This window comes from Acetobacter sp., assembly GCF_022483985.1.
Lineage (GTDB): Bacteria > Pseudomonadota > Alphaproteobacteria > Acetobacterales > Acetobacteraceae > Acetobacter.
Genome location: NZ_JAKVME010000001.1, coordinates 1,452,073 through 1,471,041, shown reverse-complemented (window position 1 = coordinate 1,471,041; position 18,969 = coordinate 1,452,073). Strand labels below are relative to the sequence as shown.

Below are 18,969 nucleotides of genomic sequence, written 5' to 3'. Positions count from 1 at the left end.
TTGCCCCAGCTCCCTGCGTTCGGATGCCATGACTGTTTCCATTCTGATTATTCTGCTGCTCGTCATACTGAACGGCGTGTTCGCCATGGGCGAACTGGCGCTGATTTCACTGAAACGGCCCCGGCTCGTGATGCTTCAGAGTCAGGGGGTGAGAGGAGCTGAGCGGGCGCTGAAGCTGGCGGATGATCCGCAGCGCTTTCTGCCGACGGTGCAGATCGGCATGACGCTGGTGTCGATTCTGGAAGGCACCTTCGGCGGCGTGAAGATTGAAGCGGCCCTGACGCCCTGGCTGGCCCAGTTTCCGGCACTGAAGCCGTTTGCCGAGGATATTTCCATGGTGGTGGTCGTGTTCGCGATCACTGGCCTCATGCTTGTGCTGGGTGAACTGGTGCCCAAACAGCTTGCGCTCCAGCATCCGGAAACGATTGCGGCAGCTCTTGCATGGCCTCTGGACATGCTGGGCAAGATCGCACGGCCTTTTGTCTGGTTTCTCAGATTGTCCTCCGATCTGGTGCTGAAGTTTCTTCGGGTGTCAGTGGCGGATCGCCAGACACTGACCGAAGAGGAGTTGCGGGCTGTCCTGCTTGAAGGAGCCCAGTCCGGTGTGCTGGAGCATGAAGAGCGGACGATGATCGAACGTCTTCTGCGTCTGGCGGACCGGCCCGTCCGGGCCATCATGACGCCCCGTAACGAGATCATCTGGATCGAGCGCCATGCGCCGCGTGACGTACTGGTATCCACGCTGCGCGCGACCACTTTCTCCCGGCTGGTCGTCTGCGAGGGCGGAGTGGACAATCCGGTCGGCGTGATTCTGGCCAGCGACATGCTGGACCGCCTGCTCGACGGGATGCCGGTGTCGATCGAAGCAGGACTCAGGCAGCCGGTGGTCGTGCCCGACTCTATTTCCGCGCTGGATATGCTCGAACGGATGCGCTCGATCCCGCTGGGTATCGCTCTCGTTGTGGATGAATACGGTTCGTTCGAGGGAGTCGTGACTGCTTCCGACCTGTTCGATGCGATTGTCGGTGAGGTCAACGAGCATGGTCAGCACACCCTGCTGTCAGTCAAACCCGGTGACATTGTGATTCTTGAAGGGTCAGAGCCCGCCGATGAGGTGAAGGACCGGCTTGGCTTGGGCGATCTGCCGGGTGAGGGGGATTATCACACGCTGGGCGGTCTGATTCTCGCCCTGCTGCGTCGCGTGCCCGCTGTGGCGGATAAGGTTGTTTTCTCCGGCTGGCTGTTTGAGGTGCTGGAGATGGAAGGGCGTCGTGTGACCCGTGTTAAAGCGAGTCGGCAGGCGCTGGCGGAAAATTAAGGCAGTTCCACTGAATCTCTGGATCCGGTGGAACTCATCTAACGCGTTGTTTATCTGCTATTTTCTAGGTTTGAATGTGGCCAGCCAGACTGGGTCTGCCCTGAAAAACCGTTCTCTATTCCACCGCGGCCCGTAATCCCGCACCGGCTGCCAGCGGGCAAAGTGGGAATGCTCCGGCAAGAATAGCCAGAAGCAGTTCCATATCTGGCGCCCAGACCAGACCACTGCGGGCGGAATCGACGGCCGCCGCGCCAAAAATCAGAACAGGCGTGACGAGAGGCAGCACAAGCAGCGGCAGCAGGACGCCACCACGTCTGGCGCCGAGCACAATAGATGCCGCCATGCCGCCAAAGAGCGACAGGGCGATGGTGCCGGGGATCAGGCCCGCCATCAGAGCAGGAAAAGTATGTGTCGGCAGATTGAGCATGACCGCCATCGGAAAGGCGGCGATCAGAAGCGGCAGGCCCGTCGTCAGCCAGTGCGCCGTCATTTTGGCCAGAGCGACAAGAGAAGGAGGGAGCCCGGTCAGAAGCAGGTGGTCCAGTGACCCATCTTCCAGTTCCGAGCCGAAGAGACGATCAAGCGGCAGTAGCGCAGCGAGCAGGGCGCAGACCCAGATGACGCCCGGAGCCATGCGCCGCAGCAGTTCGGGCGAGGGGCCAAGCGCCAGAGGAAACAGCGCGCCCACGAGAATGAAAAACAGAACCGCTCCAAGCGTGTCCGCCCCGTGACGCAGTGCCAGACGCAGATCACGCTCGATGATTCCAAGAAAAAGGCGCGTCATGCGTCGATGAACTCCCCGGCCCATTCCTCTACCGGCACACCGGCAAGAGTCAGGTGACGCGCATTCTCAAGAGGCAGAGGGACATGAGTGGTGATGATGATCATGCCGCCCTTTTGCCGGTGGTGACGGAACGCTTCGCCAAGGCGCTCGACGGAGTGGACGTCCAGCCCGAGACTTGGTTCGTCCAGCAGCCAGAGAGGAGCCTGCGCGAGAAGCACGCGAGCCAGTGCCGCGCGGCGTTTCTGCCCGGCGGAAAACAGTCGTACGGGTGTGTCAGCCAGCGGACGCAGATCGAAGCTGTCGAATGCTTCATGGAGAGAGACGCCATGCGCGAAGACGGACAGATTCTCCGTCAGGGTCAGGCCCGGCTTCAGGGCGTCCTGATGGCCGAGATAGGCAATATTGTGGGCATAGGCCATGCGGTCGGAGAAGACATTCTCGCCCTGCCACAGAAGTTCACCAGAGTCAGGTTTTCTCAACCCCGCGAGTACACGCATCAGGGTACTTTTGCCCGCGCCATTCGGTCCGGTCAGGATCATCGCCTCGCCTGCCGAAAGGGAAAGGCTGACCTGATCAAGCACAAGGCGCTCGCCACGGAAGACCGTGATGTTCCGTGCTTCAAGCGTGGCGGAAAAAGAGGCGGTGTCCGGGATGGGTCTATTCTCCTGTTTGTGACCACAGGAAAAGAGTTTTTCGCTCTGCTCGCGCTCTTGTGGTCATCGGTGCGCTTGTGCGTGGATGTACTCCCGGTATGTTCTAGCACCGATCAGAGATCAAGCCGGTGGCTCGGGACTCTTCCCGGGTGAAGGCGCTTCCTCCGTGCTTGCTGGAGGTGCTACCGGTTCGACATACCAGCGGGATGCTGTTGTCGCGGAGGGATTTTTTATGAAAGCGGTTGGGCACGATTCGCTGAAAACCGGGCGTGAGCTCAAGGTTGACGGCAAGACCTACCATTATTTCTCCATCCCGGAGGCCGAGAAGACCATCGGAAAGGTCGAGCGTCTTCCGGCAAGCCTGAAAGTGCTGCTCGAAAACGTGCTGCGTTTCGAAGACGGGCGCTCCTACACGCCGAACGACGCCAAGGCGATCGCCGAGTGGCTGGAAAAGGCCCAGAGCTCGAAGGAAGTCCCCTTCAAGCCGTCGCGTATTCTCATGCAGGATTTCACCGGTGTTCCGGGTGTGGTTGACCTCGCCGCGATGCGTGATGGCATCGTGCAGCTGAAGGGTAACCCCGAGAAGGTGAATCCTCTGGTTCCGGTCAATCTCGTTATCGACCACTCCGTCATGGTTGACGTTGCTGGCACGCCGGATGCGCTCCAGAAGAACATCACCATGGAGTTCGAGCGTAACGCCGAGCGCTATGCGTTCCTGCGCTGGGGTCAGGAAGCGTTCGAGAATTTCTCGGTGGTGCCGCCCGACACGGGTATCTGCCATCAGGTCAACCTCGAATATATCGCGCAGGTCGCCTGGACCGCCAATGTCGGCGGCAAGGACTACGTCTATCCCGACACGCTGTACGGCACGGATTCCCACACGACCATGGTCAACGGTCTGGGCGTTCTCGGCTGGGGTGTGGGCGGCATCGAGGCGGAAGCCGCCATGCTCGGCCAGCCCATCGCCATGCTTATCCCTGACGTGATCGGCTTCCGTCTGACGGGCAAGCTGCCGGAAGGCGCGACGGCGACCGATCTGGTGTTGACCGTCACCCAGATGCTCCGCAAGAAGGGCGTGGTCGGCAAGTTCGTCGAGTTCTTTGGCCCCGCCCTCGACCACCTGCCGGTGGCCGACCGCGCGACCATCGCCAACATGGCTCCGGAATATGGCGCGACATGCGGCTTCTTCCCGGTTGACGACCTGACGCTCGACTTCCTGCGTGGCACGGGTCGTGACGAACATCGCATCAAGCTGGTTGAGGAATACTACAAGGCGCAGGGCATGTTCCGCACGGCGGAAACGGCTGAGCCGGTCTTCACCGACACGCTGGAACTCGATCTGTCCAAGGTCGTGCCGTCCATTTCCGGTCCGAAGCGTCCGCAGGACCGTGTCGTTCTGACCGAGGCGACTTCTGCGTTCGAGAAAGAGCTGACCACCGGCCTTGGCGTTGCGGAAGCCGACAAGGACAAGAAGTTCCCGGTCGCCAACACCAACTACGAGCTGGGCAGCGGCGATATCGTCATCGCGGCGATCACCTCCTGCACCAACACGTCCAATCCAGCCGTGCTTATTGCCGCAGGTCTCGTCGCCCGCAAGGCGCGGGCTCTGGGGCTGACGCCGAAGCCGTGGGTGAAGACCTCTCTCGCCCCGGGTTCGCAGGTTGTCACCGATTACCTGAACCGTGCCGGTCTTCAGGCGGATCTGGACGCGATGGGCTTCAACACGGTCGGCTATGGCTGCACGACCTGTATCGGAAACTCCGGCCCGCTGCCTGACGACATTGTCGACACGATCGAGAACAACAAGCTCATCGCCGTGTCCGTGCTGTCCGGCAACCGTAACTTCGAAGGCCGTATCTCGCCGAACGTGCGTGCGAACTATCTCGCCAGCCCGCCGCTGGTCGTGGCCTATTCGCTGCTCGGCACGATCCGCAAGGATATCACGACGGAGCCGCTCGGCACGTCAAAGGATGGCAAGCCGGTTTACCTGAAGGACATCTGGCCTTCGAACAAGGAAGTGGCCGATCTGATCGGATCTTCCATCTCTCGTGACGAGTTCATCAAGCGTTACAGCACGGTGGATAAGGGCACGAAGGAATGGCAGGATCTCAAGGTCGCCACCGGTTCACAGACCTACAAGTGGGATACGAAGTCCACCTACGTTCAGGATCCTCCGTATTTCAAGGACATGGCCGAGGAGCCTGCCAGCACGACGAGCAACATCACGGGCGCGCGTCTTCTGGCCCTGCTGGGTGACAACATCACCACGGACCACATTTCTCCAGCCGGTTCGATCAAGAAAGACTCGCCTGCGGGCAAGTATCTGATGGAGCATGGCGTCGAGCCGAAAGACTTCAACTCCTACGGCTCGCGTCGCGGTAATGACCGGATCATGGTGCGCGGCACATTCGCCAACATTCGCATCAAGAACGAGATGTGCCCCGGGACGGAAGGTGGCCTCTCCAGGTTCGCCGATGGCAGGCAGGGCTTCATCTATGATGTGGCCATGGACTATAAGGTAAAGGGCACGCCCCTCGTCGTCATCGGCGGCAAGGAATACGGCATGGGTTCGTCCCGTGACTGGGCTGCCAAGGGCACGCTGCTTCTGGGGGTGAAGGCGGTTGTCGCCGAAAGCTTCGAGCGTATCCATCGGTCCAACCTTGTGGGCATGGGCGTTCTGCCGCTGCTCTTCAAGGAAGGCACGGATCGCAAGACGCTGAATCTGAAGGGCGACGAGACCTTCGACATCATCGGACTTGAGAAGATCACGCCACGCATGGACGTGACGCTTGTCATCACCCGCGCCGATGGGACGACAGAAAAAGTGTCACTACTTTGTCGCATAGATACGCTGGACGAGGTCGAATATTACCGTCATGGTGGCATTCTCCAGTACGTCTTGCGTGGGATGCTGAAAGCTGCCTGATACAACTCCGTCTTTTCATGACGATGGCAAAATGGCTGGTCCGGATAATTCCGGGCCAGCCTTTTGTGTAGAAACGGTCCTTTGCGCTGAATCGATCAGTAAATCGTTCGATTCAAACAAGGTGCTCAATGGAGTGTCTCTGACCGTTGAACGGGGAGAGCTCATCTCGATCATCGGTCCTTCGGGATGCGGGAAATCAACCTTTCTGAGGTGTCTGAATTTCCTGGAAATTCCCGACGAAGGCACTGTGACGATCGCTGATGACAGCATCCGGCGTTCAAGTGGCCCCTGGAAAGCTTCCGACGAAGCGCTGGCGCACAGATTGCGCGCGCATGTCGGTATGGTGTTCCAGTCGTTCAATCTTTTCCCGCATCGCACCGTGCTCGACAACGTGATGCTTGCCCCGCGTGTCGTGAAGAAGGTTTCGCCCGCAGTCGCCGAGGCAGAAGCGCGTGAACTGCTCGCCAAGGTCGGTCTTGAGGCGGCGTGCCTGCGTTATCCGGCCACGCTGTCCGGCGGCCAGCAGCAGCGTGCGGCCATTGCCCGCGCGCTCGCCATGCGTCCCGATGTGATGCTTTATGACGAACCGACTTCCGCGCTCGATCCGCGTGTGGCGGAAGAAGTGCTCGAAGTCATGCGGGCGCTGGACCGGGAAGGCATGACGCAGATTGTCGTGACCCATGACATGAGTTTCGCCCGCGCCGCCTCCGACAAGATCGTGTTCATGGATGGTGGCGAGATCATCGAGATCGGCGACCCTGACGAGATGTATGACAACCCGCGCGATCCCCGGACGCGACGCTTTCTTCTGGGAGCCTCGGCATGACTTCCGTTCTTTCGCGGCTTCGTGCGCGCTTTCTGGTCGGTTTCGCTGTCGTTGGGTTCGCTTTCCAAGGCGCTTCGGCGTGGGCTGAAGGCACTCCCGCCGCGGAGCAGTCCCAGCCGGAGCCGGTAACGACGCCCGCAGCGACCGACCCGTCTTCCACGATTATGAAGTGGGGTGCTGACGGTACTTCCAACGTGCCTTACACTTTCCACGATCCCTCCGACGAAAACCGTATCAGCGGTTACGAATATGACATCATGGAGGAAATCGGCCGCCGTCTGGGACGTGAGGCGCAGTTCGTGCAGAATGACTGGGATGGTCTGATCCCCGGTCTTGAGCGCAATTTCTATCTGATGGTCATCTGCGGCATCGAAATGACGCCGGAGCATATCGAGGCAGTCGATTTCAGCCAGCCTTACTACATGACCTCCGAGCGTATCGTCGTGCGCCGCGATCAGGCCGGTCTTGATTCTTACGAACGTCTGGGTGGCCATGTCATCGGCACGGTGAAGGATACGCTGGCCGAACGCATGATGGGCGAGCGCCACGACATCACCGTGCGCGGCTATGACGAAGAATCGAACATGTTCGAGGATCTTCGCAACAAGCGCCTCGACGCGATCCTCATCGACGGTCCTATCGCGCTCTATTACGGCGAATCCGACCCGGCTTTCCGTATCGTTGGCCCGCCGGTCGGTCATCTTTCTTATGGCATCGCGTTTCCGAAAGGCGGCAATGTTGAACTGCGCAAGCAGGTCGATACGGCTCTGAAATCGATGGTCGCGGATGGCACGCTGCACCGCATTCTGGCGCGCTGGAATCTGTGGACGCCGGAAATGGCGGCGTGGACCGGTGATCACAGCCAGCCCGGAATCGCCCCGACCGAATGGGAGCGCTATATCGCCGCCACAGCCCCGGCCAAGGGCTGGAAAGCCCGTTTTGATCGTTATGTCAGCTTCCTGCCCCTGATCGGTAAGGGCGCTGCCATGACACTGGCGGTCTCCGCCTGTGCGATGGTGCTGGCGGTGGCGCTAGGGCTTATTCTGGCGCTGACGCGGCGATATGGCCCCGCCTGGGCTGCGGCGCTGGCGACGCTCTATATCGAAATCATCCGTGGCACGCCGCTGCTGATTCAGGTGCTGTTCATTTTCTATGGACTGCCCGGCATCGGCATCCGGCTTTCTCCCTTTGTCGCCGGTGTCATCAGCCTCGGGCTGAACTATGCGGCGTATGAGGCGGAAAATTACCGCGCCGGCCTGCAATCGGTTGCACGAGGGCAGATGGAAGCGGCGACAGCCCTCAACATGACGAATGCTCAGGCTCTGCGTTATGTCGTCGTGCCGCAGGCCTTCCGGGTCGTGGTGCCGGTGATGACCAACGACTTCATCTCTTTGCTGAAAGATTCATCGCTGGTCAGCATCATCACCCTGACGGAGCTCAGCCAGACCTATGTCCGCCTGTCCTCCACCTATTTCGATTATTTCGGGACAGGGATGATGGTCGGTGGGGCCTATCTGCTGCTGGGACTGCCGTTCGTGCGCCTTGCCAGAATGGCTGAACGCCGTCTCGCCGTCAGCGAGCGACGGGGCGGTTAACGGGATGACTGCCGGGTGTGAAAGATTTTTTTCGCACCCGGCTGGCGACCCAGTGGTAAATCATTCAACGGAAATGCCTGTTTAAATAGCATCTTTCGGGCCAATGCATTTTTGGTATGTGCGGTTCACACTCCAACGCATTGTGCATAAATAAACATACGTTCATGATTGCCGCGCAACTTTGATCTGATTGCGCGATGGACCTTCTTTCTGCTCTTCACAGCTTTGTCCGCGTTGCCGCGACGGGCTCATTTTCAGCTGTTTCCCGCGAAACAGGAGCCAGCCAGCCGACCATCTCACGTCACATCGCCCTGCTGGAAGCGCATTACGGCACCACGCTGTTTGCCCGCACCACCCGCAGTCTGATGATGACGGAAGATGGTCGCAGTCTGCTCCCGCATGCGTATGAACTGCTTGAAATCCTTGAGACAGCCGAGACGGTGCTGGGTCGTCGCCGCGCCTCCGTCTCCGGTCTTGTCAGATTTGGTGTTACTACGGCGTTTGGTCTGTATCTGACGAACCGGATCAAGGATCTCCTGAACCGGCATCCCGACCTGTCCGTCGAACTCGTCATGCGGGACGGATTTGGTGATCTGGTGGAGGAAGGGCTGGACCTCGCCATCCGGGTTGGCGAGATTGCCGAGGGATCGCTGATCGCCCGCAAGCTGGGTGCTGTGCAGCGGTCTCTGGTGGCTTCAACCCGCCATTTTACGGCGAAATCGTCGCTGAAACATCCCAATGATCTGACTGGTGAGCCGTGTGTGGTCTTTACATACGGGGGTGGTCGGCAGGACTGGCATTTCTTCAATCCTGAAGGAGAGGAGAGCGTGGTTGCGCCGTCGGCGGTGTTCAGGGCGAACTCCAGCGAAGCGGCTCTTCATGCCGTGCAGGCGGGAGTGGGAGTAGGGCTCCTGCCTGAGTTTCAGGTCAGGCATCTGCTGGAAACAGGAGAACTGGCCGAAGTGATTCCCGGCTGGAAAGTGCCGCCAATGCCGCTTTATGCAGTGCATACCGGACCCAGAACACTCCCGTTGCGCACGCGCACGGTTCTGGATTTTCTGATCGAGATTTCTTCGGACGTTCTGGGACCGACCTGACGGCTCTCAGGTTGGAAGCGCGGCTGCCGTGCCGTGCCACGCGGGATCGGATGCCTCTGGACGGATTCTGTCAGGAGAAGGCTGTAAGGTTCCCTTGTAGCCCTGCATCAGTACAGGGGCCCATCGGGTCAGCCATTCCTTCACATCCTGCATGAAACGTCCGGAAAATGGCGATGTTCCCAGCCCTTCGGGAGACCAGTCTGACAGGGATGTTTTTATGCGTGCAGTCCCGGGGTCGGCAGGGCTCAGCGCGATCATGACGTTCTCGAAGTTTTTGCCGCCATCAGGCGTATTGACGACATAATCCCATGAAGCGACTCCCCAGACCGGCGGCATGGGGAATCCGAGCAACTGGAGACGCCCAAAAGCCCAATTGATGTCGTCCCTTGAACGGATATCTCCCTGCGGTGTGAGGGTGACGCCTGTGGCGATGCACTGAACGGCATCGGCTGGCGCATCCAGCTTACGTGTGAAGTAAGCCTCTTTTTCGTGGCAGGAGTGAGGGCTCATGACGGAAGACGGCACACTGGCTGTTGTCGCCTGAACAAGAATGACGCCGGTCACGACACCTCGATCTGTGCGAATGAGAATATTGCTGGAAATCTCTCCGTGTGGCCCACTCGTCTCGGTCAGTACCGGGTGCCATATGCCTGCGGGCAGAGGAAGCTGACGTCCTGCCAGAGGCATGAGATCGAAAAGTTGAGCTTCAATGGGGGGCACTGCGCCCTGTGCCGTCCCGTAGTCATGACTATCATTTCCAGTCTGACCGTTCTGGCCCGTTTCATTTCGGACATTCTCGGGGGAGGCCGTATCGCTGTCCGGAACAGCCGCCGGATGATGTGCGAATTTCCCCAGAGGAGAATAGAGACCGACGAGCCAGTCCGGCGGGTACAGGGCCGTGATGCCGCCGAACGCGACCATACTGACGAGAGACAGCCGCCATAAAGGTGCGCGACGCCACAAACGCGAAAAAGCAGACATGAAATACCGTCAGGCTGTCAGATGAGGACGTGCGGGCGAGAGGGATTCGGTCACCACCTGAGCTGTGATACCACCGTCAGCACGGGCAATGCGCACCATCTTCGCTCCCTGTTGGCGGGCGACGATCAGCGATTCACTGACCATATCCTCGATGGAGCGGGCGAGGTCACGGGCCGACGCGCTGTCGCCCAGCCGACTCTGGCGTTGCATGACGTCGAACAGGATCGAAGGCTCGATACCCCCAGGCTCGATGGCGAGACCGTAGCTTTCGATTATGGTCTCGATTTCCAGCGCGGCCACGCGGGCGATGTCCAGACCGCGTAATGGCCGGAAGACAAAGATACGGTCAATCCGGTTCAGAACCTCGGGTGCGAAACCGGCCTGACGCAGCGCTTCCACCGACTCGGCGCGCATCCGGTCAGGATCATCGCCCAGACGGGCGACGATCTCGGACAGTGCCTCGGTCGCGATGTTCGAGGTCAGGATAAAGATGGCCTTGGTGGCGGAAACATGCGCTCCGGTCGAGGCTTCCGTCACATAACCGTCGTTCCAGGCGACGAGAAACTGCTTGAAGACGTCCGGGTGGGCTTTTTCGATTTCATCGAGCAGAACCACCGAGTCCGGCTCATCCTTGAGACCGCCGGTCAGCTTTCCATAAGTGTCCGAACCGACATAGCCTTTCGGTGACCCAAAAAGCTGCGTAGCAGCATGGGGGCTGGCCATCTGGGTCATGTCGAAATGCATGAGCGGTCTGTCGAGCTGACGGGCCAACTGCTTGGCGAGGTAGGTTTTGCCGGTGCCGGGGGGGCCTGCCAGCAGAAAGATGCCAACCGGTTTGCCACGGACCTGAAGGGCGAGGCGTCGGCGAAGCTGGTTGGCCATGTCCTCGCAGACCGGATCCTGTCCGATGACCCGGGCACGCAGGTTGGCGGCCAGCTCTTCCGCGTCGATGGCTGAGTCGCGCTGCTCGCGCGCCATCAGTTCCTCAAGTGCCTGTCTGTTGGTGAGTCGCGCCAGAACGTCCATCATCCATCCCCTTCTGCGGAGCAGGCCTTTCCGGGCCAGCTTTTCCGAGCGTACTTCAAAAAGAAGACCCATCAGTGTGAAGAAGGCTCCGGTAGCGGCCAGAACGGGCCAGAGCGGAGCACACCATTTCATGAAATGATCCAGAGAGGCGAGTGAAAGATGCAGGCTGGCCGCAGCCTGAATGCTCGCAAGGATCAGAAAGATCACCATCATGACCGGCATGAACCGGTTGAGCATGGGAATCAGACCCTTCATGGGGCATCTCCCCGGAAACGTGGGTCAGGGAAGCCCGTTGCGACGTGATCTTTCATTGAACAATTACCGTAAGCGGAAGAGTTTCGCCCTGCTGAAGAGAAGGAAGCGCTTCGGGTCCGAGGACCGTCACTGCTCCTGATGTGATACCGGCTGGGCCGGTTGGCGAAATCGCGGCTATCGAGACTTCCCCGGCGATCGTGATCGGCAGCACGATTGGCTGGGGTTCGGGTGTGAGATGCACGACCCTCCTGACGGAGCCGGAAGTCACGGCGATGGTGCCTCCCGTTCCACTGGCATCGAAGAGCGGCATGACGGCCAGCCGGTAATCACGGCGGTTGATGCCTGCAAGGATAGAAGCCTGCTCCTCTTGTGAATATCCCGCCTGCTTCAGGGCCGCGGGAGCATTTTCGGGCGAGATGTAGGCGAACTGGCCTGCAACGGAAAGTCGGCCGGACGATATCTCGTTCTGCGGGCTCTGTGGCGCTGAGAGCGGTGGCTGATTACTCGTCCCGTCCTTTGTCGCGTTTCCGTTGGCCATCCACGACGCGCCGCCTGCCACAACCATAAGTGCGGCTATGGCGGCGACCATTAGCCCGGTTCCCCGATTCTCGGGGTCTTTTTCCGGCTGCCGCTGAGGGGAATAGGGAGAGTGTGCTGTCATTGCCGGTTCTAACTAAGGCATGGGGTGTTGCAGCGATGCAAGGGGCAAACGAAAAAGATACAAACCTTTATTCATTGTAATAAAATGACTTGCAGAGAGGGAAACAATTTCACCTTGCGATTTTATGGCCGGTGACTTAAACGAACGTCATTCCTTTCATTTTCGCTCTTTTTTGGGGGGTGGCCGGTTCGGTCGCCTTTTTTGCTGTGGACGAAGATCATTCGACTCATGTTGGCCTTGAAGGGCGAATTGCCGCGCTCATCACACCCTCTGTAGAGGATCTCGGGTTCGAGATTGTCAGGGTGTCTGTGCTGGGGCGTGAAGTGCCGACGGTGCAGGTCATGGCTGACCGCGCCGATGGCACGCTGATCACGGTTGAGGACTGTGAGCAGATCAGCCATGCGGTTGGGGCTGTCATGGATGTGGAAGATCCCATTCCCGGCAACTGGACGCTGGAAGTGTCCTCTGCCGGAATTGATCGTCCATTGACGCGCCCGAAGGACTGGGAGCGCTTTGCGGGGCATCTGGCGAAAGCCGAGGTTCTGATTCCGGTCAACGGACGTCGCCGTTTCTCGGGGATTGTGCTGGGAGTCTCGGGAGAAGGTGGCCGGATGCGTCTGGATGATGGAGAGGAAGTCGTTCTTCCGTTCCGGGAGATGAAGAAGGCCAGGCTTGTGCTGACAGATGCTCTCATTGCCGCGACGCAGGCGATGATGAAGCCTGCGGTGCAGGAGGATGAAGGGGCGGAAGAGGCTCCGGCTGAAAAAAAGAAGTCTAAAACCCGTCATTGAGGCGGTCAGGGGTGGTAAAACCCGGCTTTTGATATCATATGCAGGCCTGAGATTGTCTGGAGCGTGTTCTTCAGGTGGGTTTCGGCTTGCGGGATTGGGCTGATGTCCGGGGATATCGGCGTCTGGTCTGTCGTGGAGTTGTGATGAGTATGGATACCTCTGTTGCACGTCCCGAGCTGCTTCTGGTGGCTGACGCGGTTGCTCGTGAGAAGCTGATTGACCGCGAGGAAGTTCTCGAGGCGATGGAGCAGGCCATTCAGAAGGCCGGTCGCGCCAAATATGGCCACGAAAAAGATATTCGTGCGACCATCGATCGCCGGACTGGCGAGGTTCGGCTGTCCCGCTGGACGGAAGCCGTCGAGACCGTTGAAAATGAAGAGACCCAGATTCCTCTTCACATCGCCCGCAAGTTCAAGCCTGAAATTCAGCTTGGCGAGCATCTCATCGATCCGCTGCCACCGATTGATTTCGGTCGCATCTCGGCTCAGACCGCCAAGCAGGTGATCGTCCAGCGCGTGCGTGAATACGAGCGTAAGCGCCAGTATGACGAGTTCAAGGATCGCGTGGGCGAGATCGTCAACGGCACGGTCAAGCGCACGGAATACGGCAACCTTATGGTCGAGATCGGTTCCGCCGAGGCGCTGCTGCGTCGCGATGAGCTGATCCCCCGTGAGACGTTCCGTAACTCGGATCGTGTTCGTGCCTACATCTATGATGTGCGCGACGAGCCTCGTGGTCCGCAGATTTTCCTCTCCCGCACGCACCCAGCTTTCCTTGCGAAGCTGTTCGCGCAGGAAGTGCCGGAAATCTACGACGGTATCATCGAGATCAAGGCGGTTGCCCGCGATCCGGGATCACGCGCCAAGATGGCGGTGATCTCCCGCGATGCGTCCATTGATCCGGTCGGCGCCTGCGTTGGTATGCGCGGTTCCCGTGTGCAGGCTGTTGTGGCCGAGTTGCAGGGCGAGAAGATCGACATCATTCCGTGGAGCCCGCAGGCGGCGACCTTCGTGGTCAACGCGCTGGCTCCGGCTGAAGTCAGCAAGGTCGTGATGGATGAGGAAGCTGGTCGCGTCGAGGTCGTCGTGCCTGACGATCAGCTCAGTCTCGCCATTGGCCGTCGCGGCCAGAATGTGCGTCTGGCCAGCCAGTTGACCCGCTGGGATATCGACATCCTCACCGAGGCTGAAGAATCCGAACGTCGTCAGGAAGAATTCCGTCGTCGTACGGCGCTCTTCGTTGAAGCGCTGGATGTGGACGATGTGATCGCCGGTCTGCTGGTGACGGAAGGCTTCGATACGATTGAAGAGCTGGCCTATGCCGATCAGGACGAACTCGTCGGGATTGAAGGTTTTGACGACTCGGTCGTTGAGGAACTGGTGCGTCGTGCGGAGACCTATCTGACGCGCAAGGAAGAAGAGCTGGACGAAAAGCGTGTCGCGCTTGGCGTGACCGATGAAATCGTCGAACTCAATGCCTTCACGAATCAGATGCTTGTGACGCTGGGAGAGAAGGGCGTGAAGACGCTCGACGACCTCGCTGATCTGGCTGGCGATGAACTGGTGGAAATCCTCGGTTCGGAAGCGATCGACGAGGATGCGGCCAACGAAATCATCATGCTGGCCCGTGCGCACTGGTTCGATGATGAAGAAGCTCCAGCAGAGGCCGATGCGGAAGCGTCGGTCGAGGAGGTGTCTTCTGAACACGACACCCACCAATGAGCGCCCTTCTGAATTAACAACTGCAGATAGCGGGTTCACAGCGGAACTGAACGGGGGTAGTGATTCCCCCGACAGTGACGATGTTTACGAAGAAGACGAACGCGGCCCTCTGCGTCGTTGTCTTGTGACACGTGAGCGTCTGGCGCCTTCCAGCATGATACGGTTTGTCGTGGCGCCGGATAAAACTGTTGTGCCTGATCTGGATGCGCGTCTGCCCGGACGGGGAATCTGGTTGAGTGCGCGTCGGGATGTGCTAGAAACCGCACGGACTCGCGGGGGCTTTGCCCGGGCCGCACGATGTCAGGTTGTCATTCCTTCTGATCTGGCTGGTTTGATCGAGGCAGGGCTTCTCCGTCGTGTGACGGATGCGCTTGGCCTCGCGCGTCGGGCAGGTCAGGCGATCTGCGGTTATGCCAAGGTCCGGGAATGGATCGTGGCGAGTTCGGCAGGTCTTGTCGTGCAGGCATCGGATGGAAGTCCGGATGAATGTGTCAGGCTTCTGTCTGGCGCGCGCAGCCTTCCTGTGGTGAAGCCACTGGATGCTGCGCAACTGGGAAAAGTATTTGGTCGTGAGCACACGGTGCACGCGGCTCTGCGGGCCGGCGCGCTAGCTGACCGGTTGAAGCAGGATAGTAAACGTTTTGCAGGGCTTGCCGATGTGGCGGTTCTGCGGACGCCGGAAGTTTCCGGCGAGCGGGTTGAACAGGCGGATAGATGAGCGAAGGCAACGATCAGGATCAGGGTAAGGGACGTCTGTCCCTGCGGCCAGCGGGCCGTTCTGAAGTAGGACACACGGTCGATGCCGGATCTGTGCGCCAGAGCTTCAGCCATGGTCGCTCGAAGGTAGTGCAGGTCGAGGTTCGGAAGAAAGCGCGACCGGGTCCTACGGCCCCGAAAGCTGGCGTGTCCGGTGGACGCGGTGCTGGCGGTGGACGTCAGTCGGGCAAGAGAGGTTTGACGGAAGCGGAACTCGCTGTCCGGCAGCGTGTGCTTGAGGAGCAGCGCAAGGAAGCTGCCCTTAAGGAAGCGCAGCGTATTGAGCAGGAAAAGATTCAGATTCTTTCCGCTGCCGAGGAAGCGCGTCGTCGTGAAGAGGATGAGCGCCGGGCAGCCGAGGAGCGTGAGCGGGAAGAGCAGGAAGCCAGGGAACGCGCCGAGCTTGAGGTTCAGGAGGCGAAGGATAACGCTGTCGAAGCCGCTCCGAAGCCTGCTGCCCAGCCAGTGGAAGAGCGCGGTCCGATAGTCTCCGATAAACCCATTCCGGGCACGGTCACTCTGGCTCCTCCTCCCAGCCGACTGCGTCCATTGGCAGAACGCGCGATCATGCCGAGCAAGCCGCTTGTGCAGACTCGTCCGGCTGCGTCAGCGCCTTCTTCCCAGCAGCCTGCTGGCGCTGCGGGTGAAACCCTGCGTCTGCGTGGTGGGCGTGAGGGTGATGATGATCGCCGTGGTCCCGCCCGTAAAGGCGCTGTGGCGCCGCCAAAGAAAGGTGCGGGCGCTGCGAAGAAGGATAACGGAGGACGTCGCACCGGCAGGATTGACGTTCAGGCTGCAATCGAGGGTGATGACGACAAGACCCGTTCGCTGGCGTCCGTGCGTCGTCAGCGTGAGCGTGAGCGTCGTCAGGCCGAACTCGAACGCCTGCGGACCGATCAGGTGCGCGTTGTCCGTGATGTGATCCTGCCTGAAACCATTACTGTTCAGGAACTCGCGAACCGTATGGCCGCCCGTCAGGGCGAAGTCATCAAGGCGCTCATGAAAATGGGTGTGATGGCGACGGTCACGCAGTCGATTGACGCGGATACAGCCGAACTGATCGTCGAGGAATTCGGCCATCGTGTTCGCCGTGTTGCTGAAAGCGACGTCGAGATCGGCATTGAAGGCGTTGAGGACGAGGAAGGTGATCTCCAGCCGCGTCCGCCTGTCGTGACGGTCATGGGTCACGTCGATCATGGCAAGACGTCCCTGCTGGATGCCCTGCGCACCACGGATGTCGCTGCTGGAGAAGCGGGTGGCATCACGCAGCATATCGGCGCCTATCAGGTGAATCTGGCTTCCGGCGCGAAGATCACGTTCATCGACACGCCGGGTCACGAGGCCTTTACGGCCATGCGTGCTCGTGGCGCTTCGGTTACCGACGTGGTGGTGCTGGTTGTGGCTGCTGATGACGGTGTCATGCCGCAGACGGCGGAAGCGATCAAACATGCGAAAGCTGCGAACGCGCCGATCATTGTTGCAATCAACAAGATCGACAAACCGGGAGCCAATCCCGACCGTGTGCGGCAGGACCTGCTGAGTCACGAGCTTGTCGTTGAATCCATGGGTGGTGACATTCAGGACATCGAGGTGTCCGCGCTGAAGCGGACAAACCTTGACAAGCTTGAAGAAGCCATCCTGCTTCAGGCGGAAATTCTTGACCTGAAGGCAAACCCGGCCCGTGCGGCTGAGGGTGCGGTGATTGAAGGTCGCCTTGATCGGGGTCGTGGTCCGGTGGCGACCGTGCTGGTCCAGAAGGGCACATTGCGCAAGGGTGACATCGTTGTCGCCGGAGCGGAGTGGGGGCGTGTTCGCGCTCTGGTCGATGACCGCAACCGTCAGGTCACTGAGGCAGGACCGTCAATGCCGGTTGAGATTCTCGGTATTGCGGGCGTGCCGGAAGCAGGCTCCTCCTTTGTTGTCGTGGATAACGAGAACCGGGCGCGCGAGATTTCCGAATTCCGCCAGCGCAAGATCAAGGAACACACGGCGGCGGGCAAGACTGCCGCTCGTGGAACGCTTGACCAGATGCTCGCCCGTATTCAGGCCGGAGTGCAGAAGGAAGTCGCGGTCCTCATCAAGGCTGACGTGCAGGGGTCCGCGGAAGCGATCAAGACCACTGTCGAGAAGCTTGCTCATGAGGAAGTCGATGTCCGCGTGCTGAACGCGACGGTCGGCCAGATCACCGAGAGCGATGTTCAGCTTGCCAAGGCGTCCGACGGCGTGATCATCGCTTTCAATGTCCGTGCAACGTCTCAGGCTCGTGAGATGGCGCAGCGTGATGGCGTGGACATTCGCTACTATTCGATCATCTATCAGGTTGCTGATGATATCGAGCAGTTGGTGAAGGGTAAGGTTGCTCCGAAGCACCGCGAAAAGTTCCTTGGTTATGCGGAAATCCGTCAGGTGTTCAACATCACCAAGGTCGGCAGGGTTGCCGGCTGCTATATCACCGAAGGCGTCGTCAAGCGTGGCTGTGGCGTGCGTCTGCTGCGTGACGGTGTGGTCATCCATGAGGGCGATCTCAGCCAGCTCAAACGCTTCAAGGACGATGTCAAGGAAGTGGCTCGTGGCTATGAATGCGGTCTTTCCTTCGCAGGTTACAACGATCTGCGTGAGGGAGATGTGGTTGAGTGCTTCGAGATGGAACTGGTGCCAGCGTGAGCCGGGGTTCCAGCCGACGTTCGGATGGAAAGGGGCCGGCGGGGAAACTCGCCGGCCTCGCCGCATCCGGTCCCTCCCAGCGACAGCTTCGCGTCGCGGAAGAGGTCAGGCGCGTACTGGCGGAAGTCTTCGCCCGGACCGAATTCCGTGATCCGGAACTTTCCGGCGTGACCATTACAGTGACGGAAGTCCGTATTTCTCCTGACCTGAAGCACGCCACGGCGTTCGTTTCCGATCTGGGGAAAGGGGATGTCGAAAAGCTCCTTCCGGCCCTGAAGCGTGTAGCCCCTTATCTCAGGACACAGCTATCACACACGCTCCGTCTGCGTATCGCTCCGGAAATCCATTTCCAGCCGGATACGGCTCTCGACTATGCAATGGAGGTTGATGCCCTGTTGCGTCGGCCAGAAGTCCAGAGAGATCTGGATGAGGATGAAGAAAGCTGACGTCAGTCTGGTGGAAAACCGTGTGATGACGGTTTGCTTGTAAGCTGAAAGACGGCTCTTCCTCCGGATTTTTTAGAAGACGTTGTGTGTTTTCTTACTTTGGCTGTTGCAAATGGATGAATGCGATCGGGATATTGCATCCGTCTGATTTCAGTGATGAAAAAGCTTCTGGTTGTCCGCATTCTTTCTGATGAAGGAGACCAGAGGGACATCGTCATGAGCAGTAGAAGCTCTCATTGATTTTTGCTGTGTGGTGTCCTTTGGGAACGATTGTTCACAGATGCCGCCTGTTGTGTGACATTGTGAGTATTACATAAGAAATTTTTCTTTTCGCCTTTGCGTTTCATTAAAAACGGCAAGCAAACTCCCTCTGCAACAAGCCAGATGGAACAAGCGTGTGTATTGGCGTGGCCTACAGGCGACATTTCACGGATATTGTCTGTTTGAAAAACATACGCAATTCCGGCTG

The 18,969-nt window shown here is 59.2% G+C and carries 15 protein-coding genes; 10 read left to right on the top strand and 5 right to left on the bottom strand.

Annotated elements, in window-relative coordinates:
- Nucleotides 1-28 precede the first annotated feature (28 nt).
- Nucleotides 29-1,318 (top strand): hemolysin family protein, encoded by a 1,290-nt coding sequence (locus LKE90_RS06460; protein WP_291492588.1) that lies wholly within the window; start codon nt 29-31, stop codon nt 1,316-1,318.
- Nucleotides 1,319-1,433: 115 nt separating this feature from the next.
- On the opposite strand, the gene ccmB is transcribed toward LKE90_RS06460, so the two are convergent.
- Nucleotides 1,434-2,102: a heme exporter protein CcmB gene (gene ccmB / locus LKE90_RS06455; protein ID WP_291492585.1), complete on the bottom strand. Its 669-nt coding sequence runs from the start codon at nt 2,100-2,102 to the stop codon at nt 1,434-1,436.
- A complete protein-coding gene (gene ccmA, locus LKE90_RS06450; RefSeq protein WP_291492746.1) occupies nt 2,099-2,755 on the bottom strand; it encodes a heme ABC exporter ATP-binding protein CcmA in 657 nt (218 codons plus the stop codon). Before ccmA ends, ccmB begins: the two co-directional genes overlap by 4 nt.
- A 232-nt stretch (nt 2,756-2,987) precedes the next feature.
- Between ccmA and acnA the strand changes: the two genes are divergently transcribed.
- From acnA to LKE90_RS06430, 4 genes are all read left to right on the top strand, one after another.
- Entirely contained in the window at nt 2,988-5,681 is a 2,694-nt protein-coding gene (acnA, locus tag LKE90_RS06445; protein ID WP_291492744.1) for an aconitate hydratase AcnA, read from the top strand.
- Between the two features lie 31 nt (nt 5,682-5,712).
- A complete protein-coding gene (locus LKE90_RS06440; protein WP_291492583.1) occupies nt 5,713-6,507 on the top strand; it encodes an amino acid ABC transporter ATP-binding protein in 795 nt (264 codons plus the stop codon).
- On the top strand, nt 6,504-8,102 hold the full coding sequence (locus LKE90_RS06435; RefSeq protein WP_291492581.1) for an ABC transporter substrate-binding protein/permease: 1,599 nt from the start codon (nt 6,504-6,506) through the stop codon (nt 8,100-8,102). The genes LKE90_RS06440 and LKE90_RS06435 overlap by 4 nt, the downstream gene beginning before the upstream one ends.
- Nucleotides 8,103-8,299: 197 nt before the next feature.
- The gene (locus LKE90_RS06430) at nt 8,300-9,199 is read left to right on the top strand and encodes a LysR family transcriptional regulator (protein WP_291492579.1); all 900 of its coding nucleotides are present in this window, start codon (nt 8,300-8,302) and stop codon (nt 9,197-9,199) included.
- Between the two features lie 6 nt (nt 9,200-9,205).
- Here the strand turns inward: LKE90_RS06430 and LKE90_RS06425 are convergent, their stop codons facing one another.
- From LKE90_RS06425 to LKE90_RS06415, 3 genes are read right to left on the bottom strand one after another with little or no spacing between them, the layout of a single operon-like run.
- Complete coding sequence (locus LKE90_RS06425) at nt 9,206-10,180, bottom strand: hypothetical protein (RefSeq protein WP_291492577.1); 975 nt, start codon at nt 10,178-10,180, stop codon at nt 9,206-9,208.
- 9 nt (nt 10,181-10,189) lie between these two features.
- On the bottom strand, nt 10,190-11,461 hold the full coding sequence (locus LKE90_RS06420) for an AAA family ATPase (RefSeq protein WP_291492575.1): 1,272 nt from the start codon (nt 11,459-11,461) through the stop codon (nt 10,190-10,192).
- A 52-nt stretch (nt 11,462-11,513) separates the two neighbouring features.
- Nucleotides 11,514-12,122, bottom strand: a complete 609-nt coding sequence (locus LKE90_RS06415) for a hypothetical protein (protein WP_291492573.1) — start codon at nt 12,120-12,122, stop codon at nt 11,514-11,516.
- A gap of 179 nt (nt 12,123-12,301) precedes the next feature.
- Between LKE90_RS06415 and rimP the strand changes: the two genes are divergently transcribed.
- From rimP to rbfA, 5 genes are all read left to right on the top strand, one after another.
- A complete protein-coding gene (gene rimP, locus LKE90_RS06410) occupies nt 12,302-12,913 on the top strand; it encodes a ribosome maturation factor RimP (protein WP_291492571.1) in 612 nt (203 codons plus the stop codon).
- A 149-nt stretch (nt 12,914-13,062) separates the two neighbouring features.
- The gene (gene nusA, locus LKE90_RS06405) at nt 13,063-14,634 is read left to right on the top strand and encodes a transcription termination factor NusA (RefSeq protein ID WP_291492742.1); all 1,572 of its coding nucleotides are present in this window, start codon (nt 13,063-13,065) and stop codon (nt 14,632-14,634) included.
- 46 nt (nt 14,635-14,680) lie between these two features.
- Nucleotides 14,681-15,352, top strand: coding sequence for an RNA-binding protein (locus LKE90_RS06400; protein ID WP_291492740.1), 672 nt, complete (start codon nt 14,681-14,683; stop codon nt 15,350-15,352).
- On the top strand, nt 15,349-18,054 hold the full coding sequence (gene infB / locus LKE90_RS06395) for a translation initiation factor IF-2 (protein WP_291492569.1): 2,706 nt from the start codon (nt 15,349-15,351) through the stop codon (nt 18,052-18,054). The genes LKE90_RS06400 and infB overlap by 4 nt, the downstream gene beginning before the upstream one ends.
- Complete coding sequence (gene rbfA, locus LKE90_RS06390; RefSeq protein ID WP_291492567.1) at nt 18,051-18,500, top strand: 30S ribosome-binding factor RbfA; 450 nt, start codon at nt 18,051-18,053, stop codon at nt 18,498-18,500. The genes infB and rbfA overlap by 4 nt, the downstream gene beginning before the upstream one ends.
- The last annotated feature ends 469 nt before the right edge of the window (nt 18,501-18,969 follow it).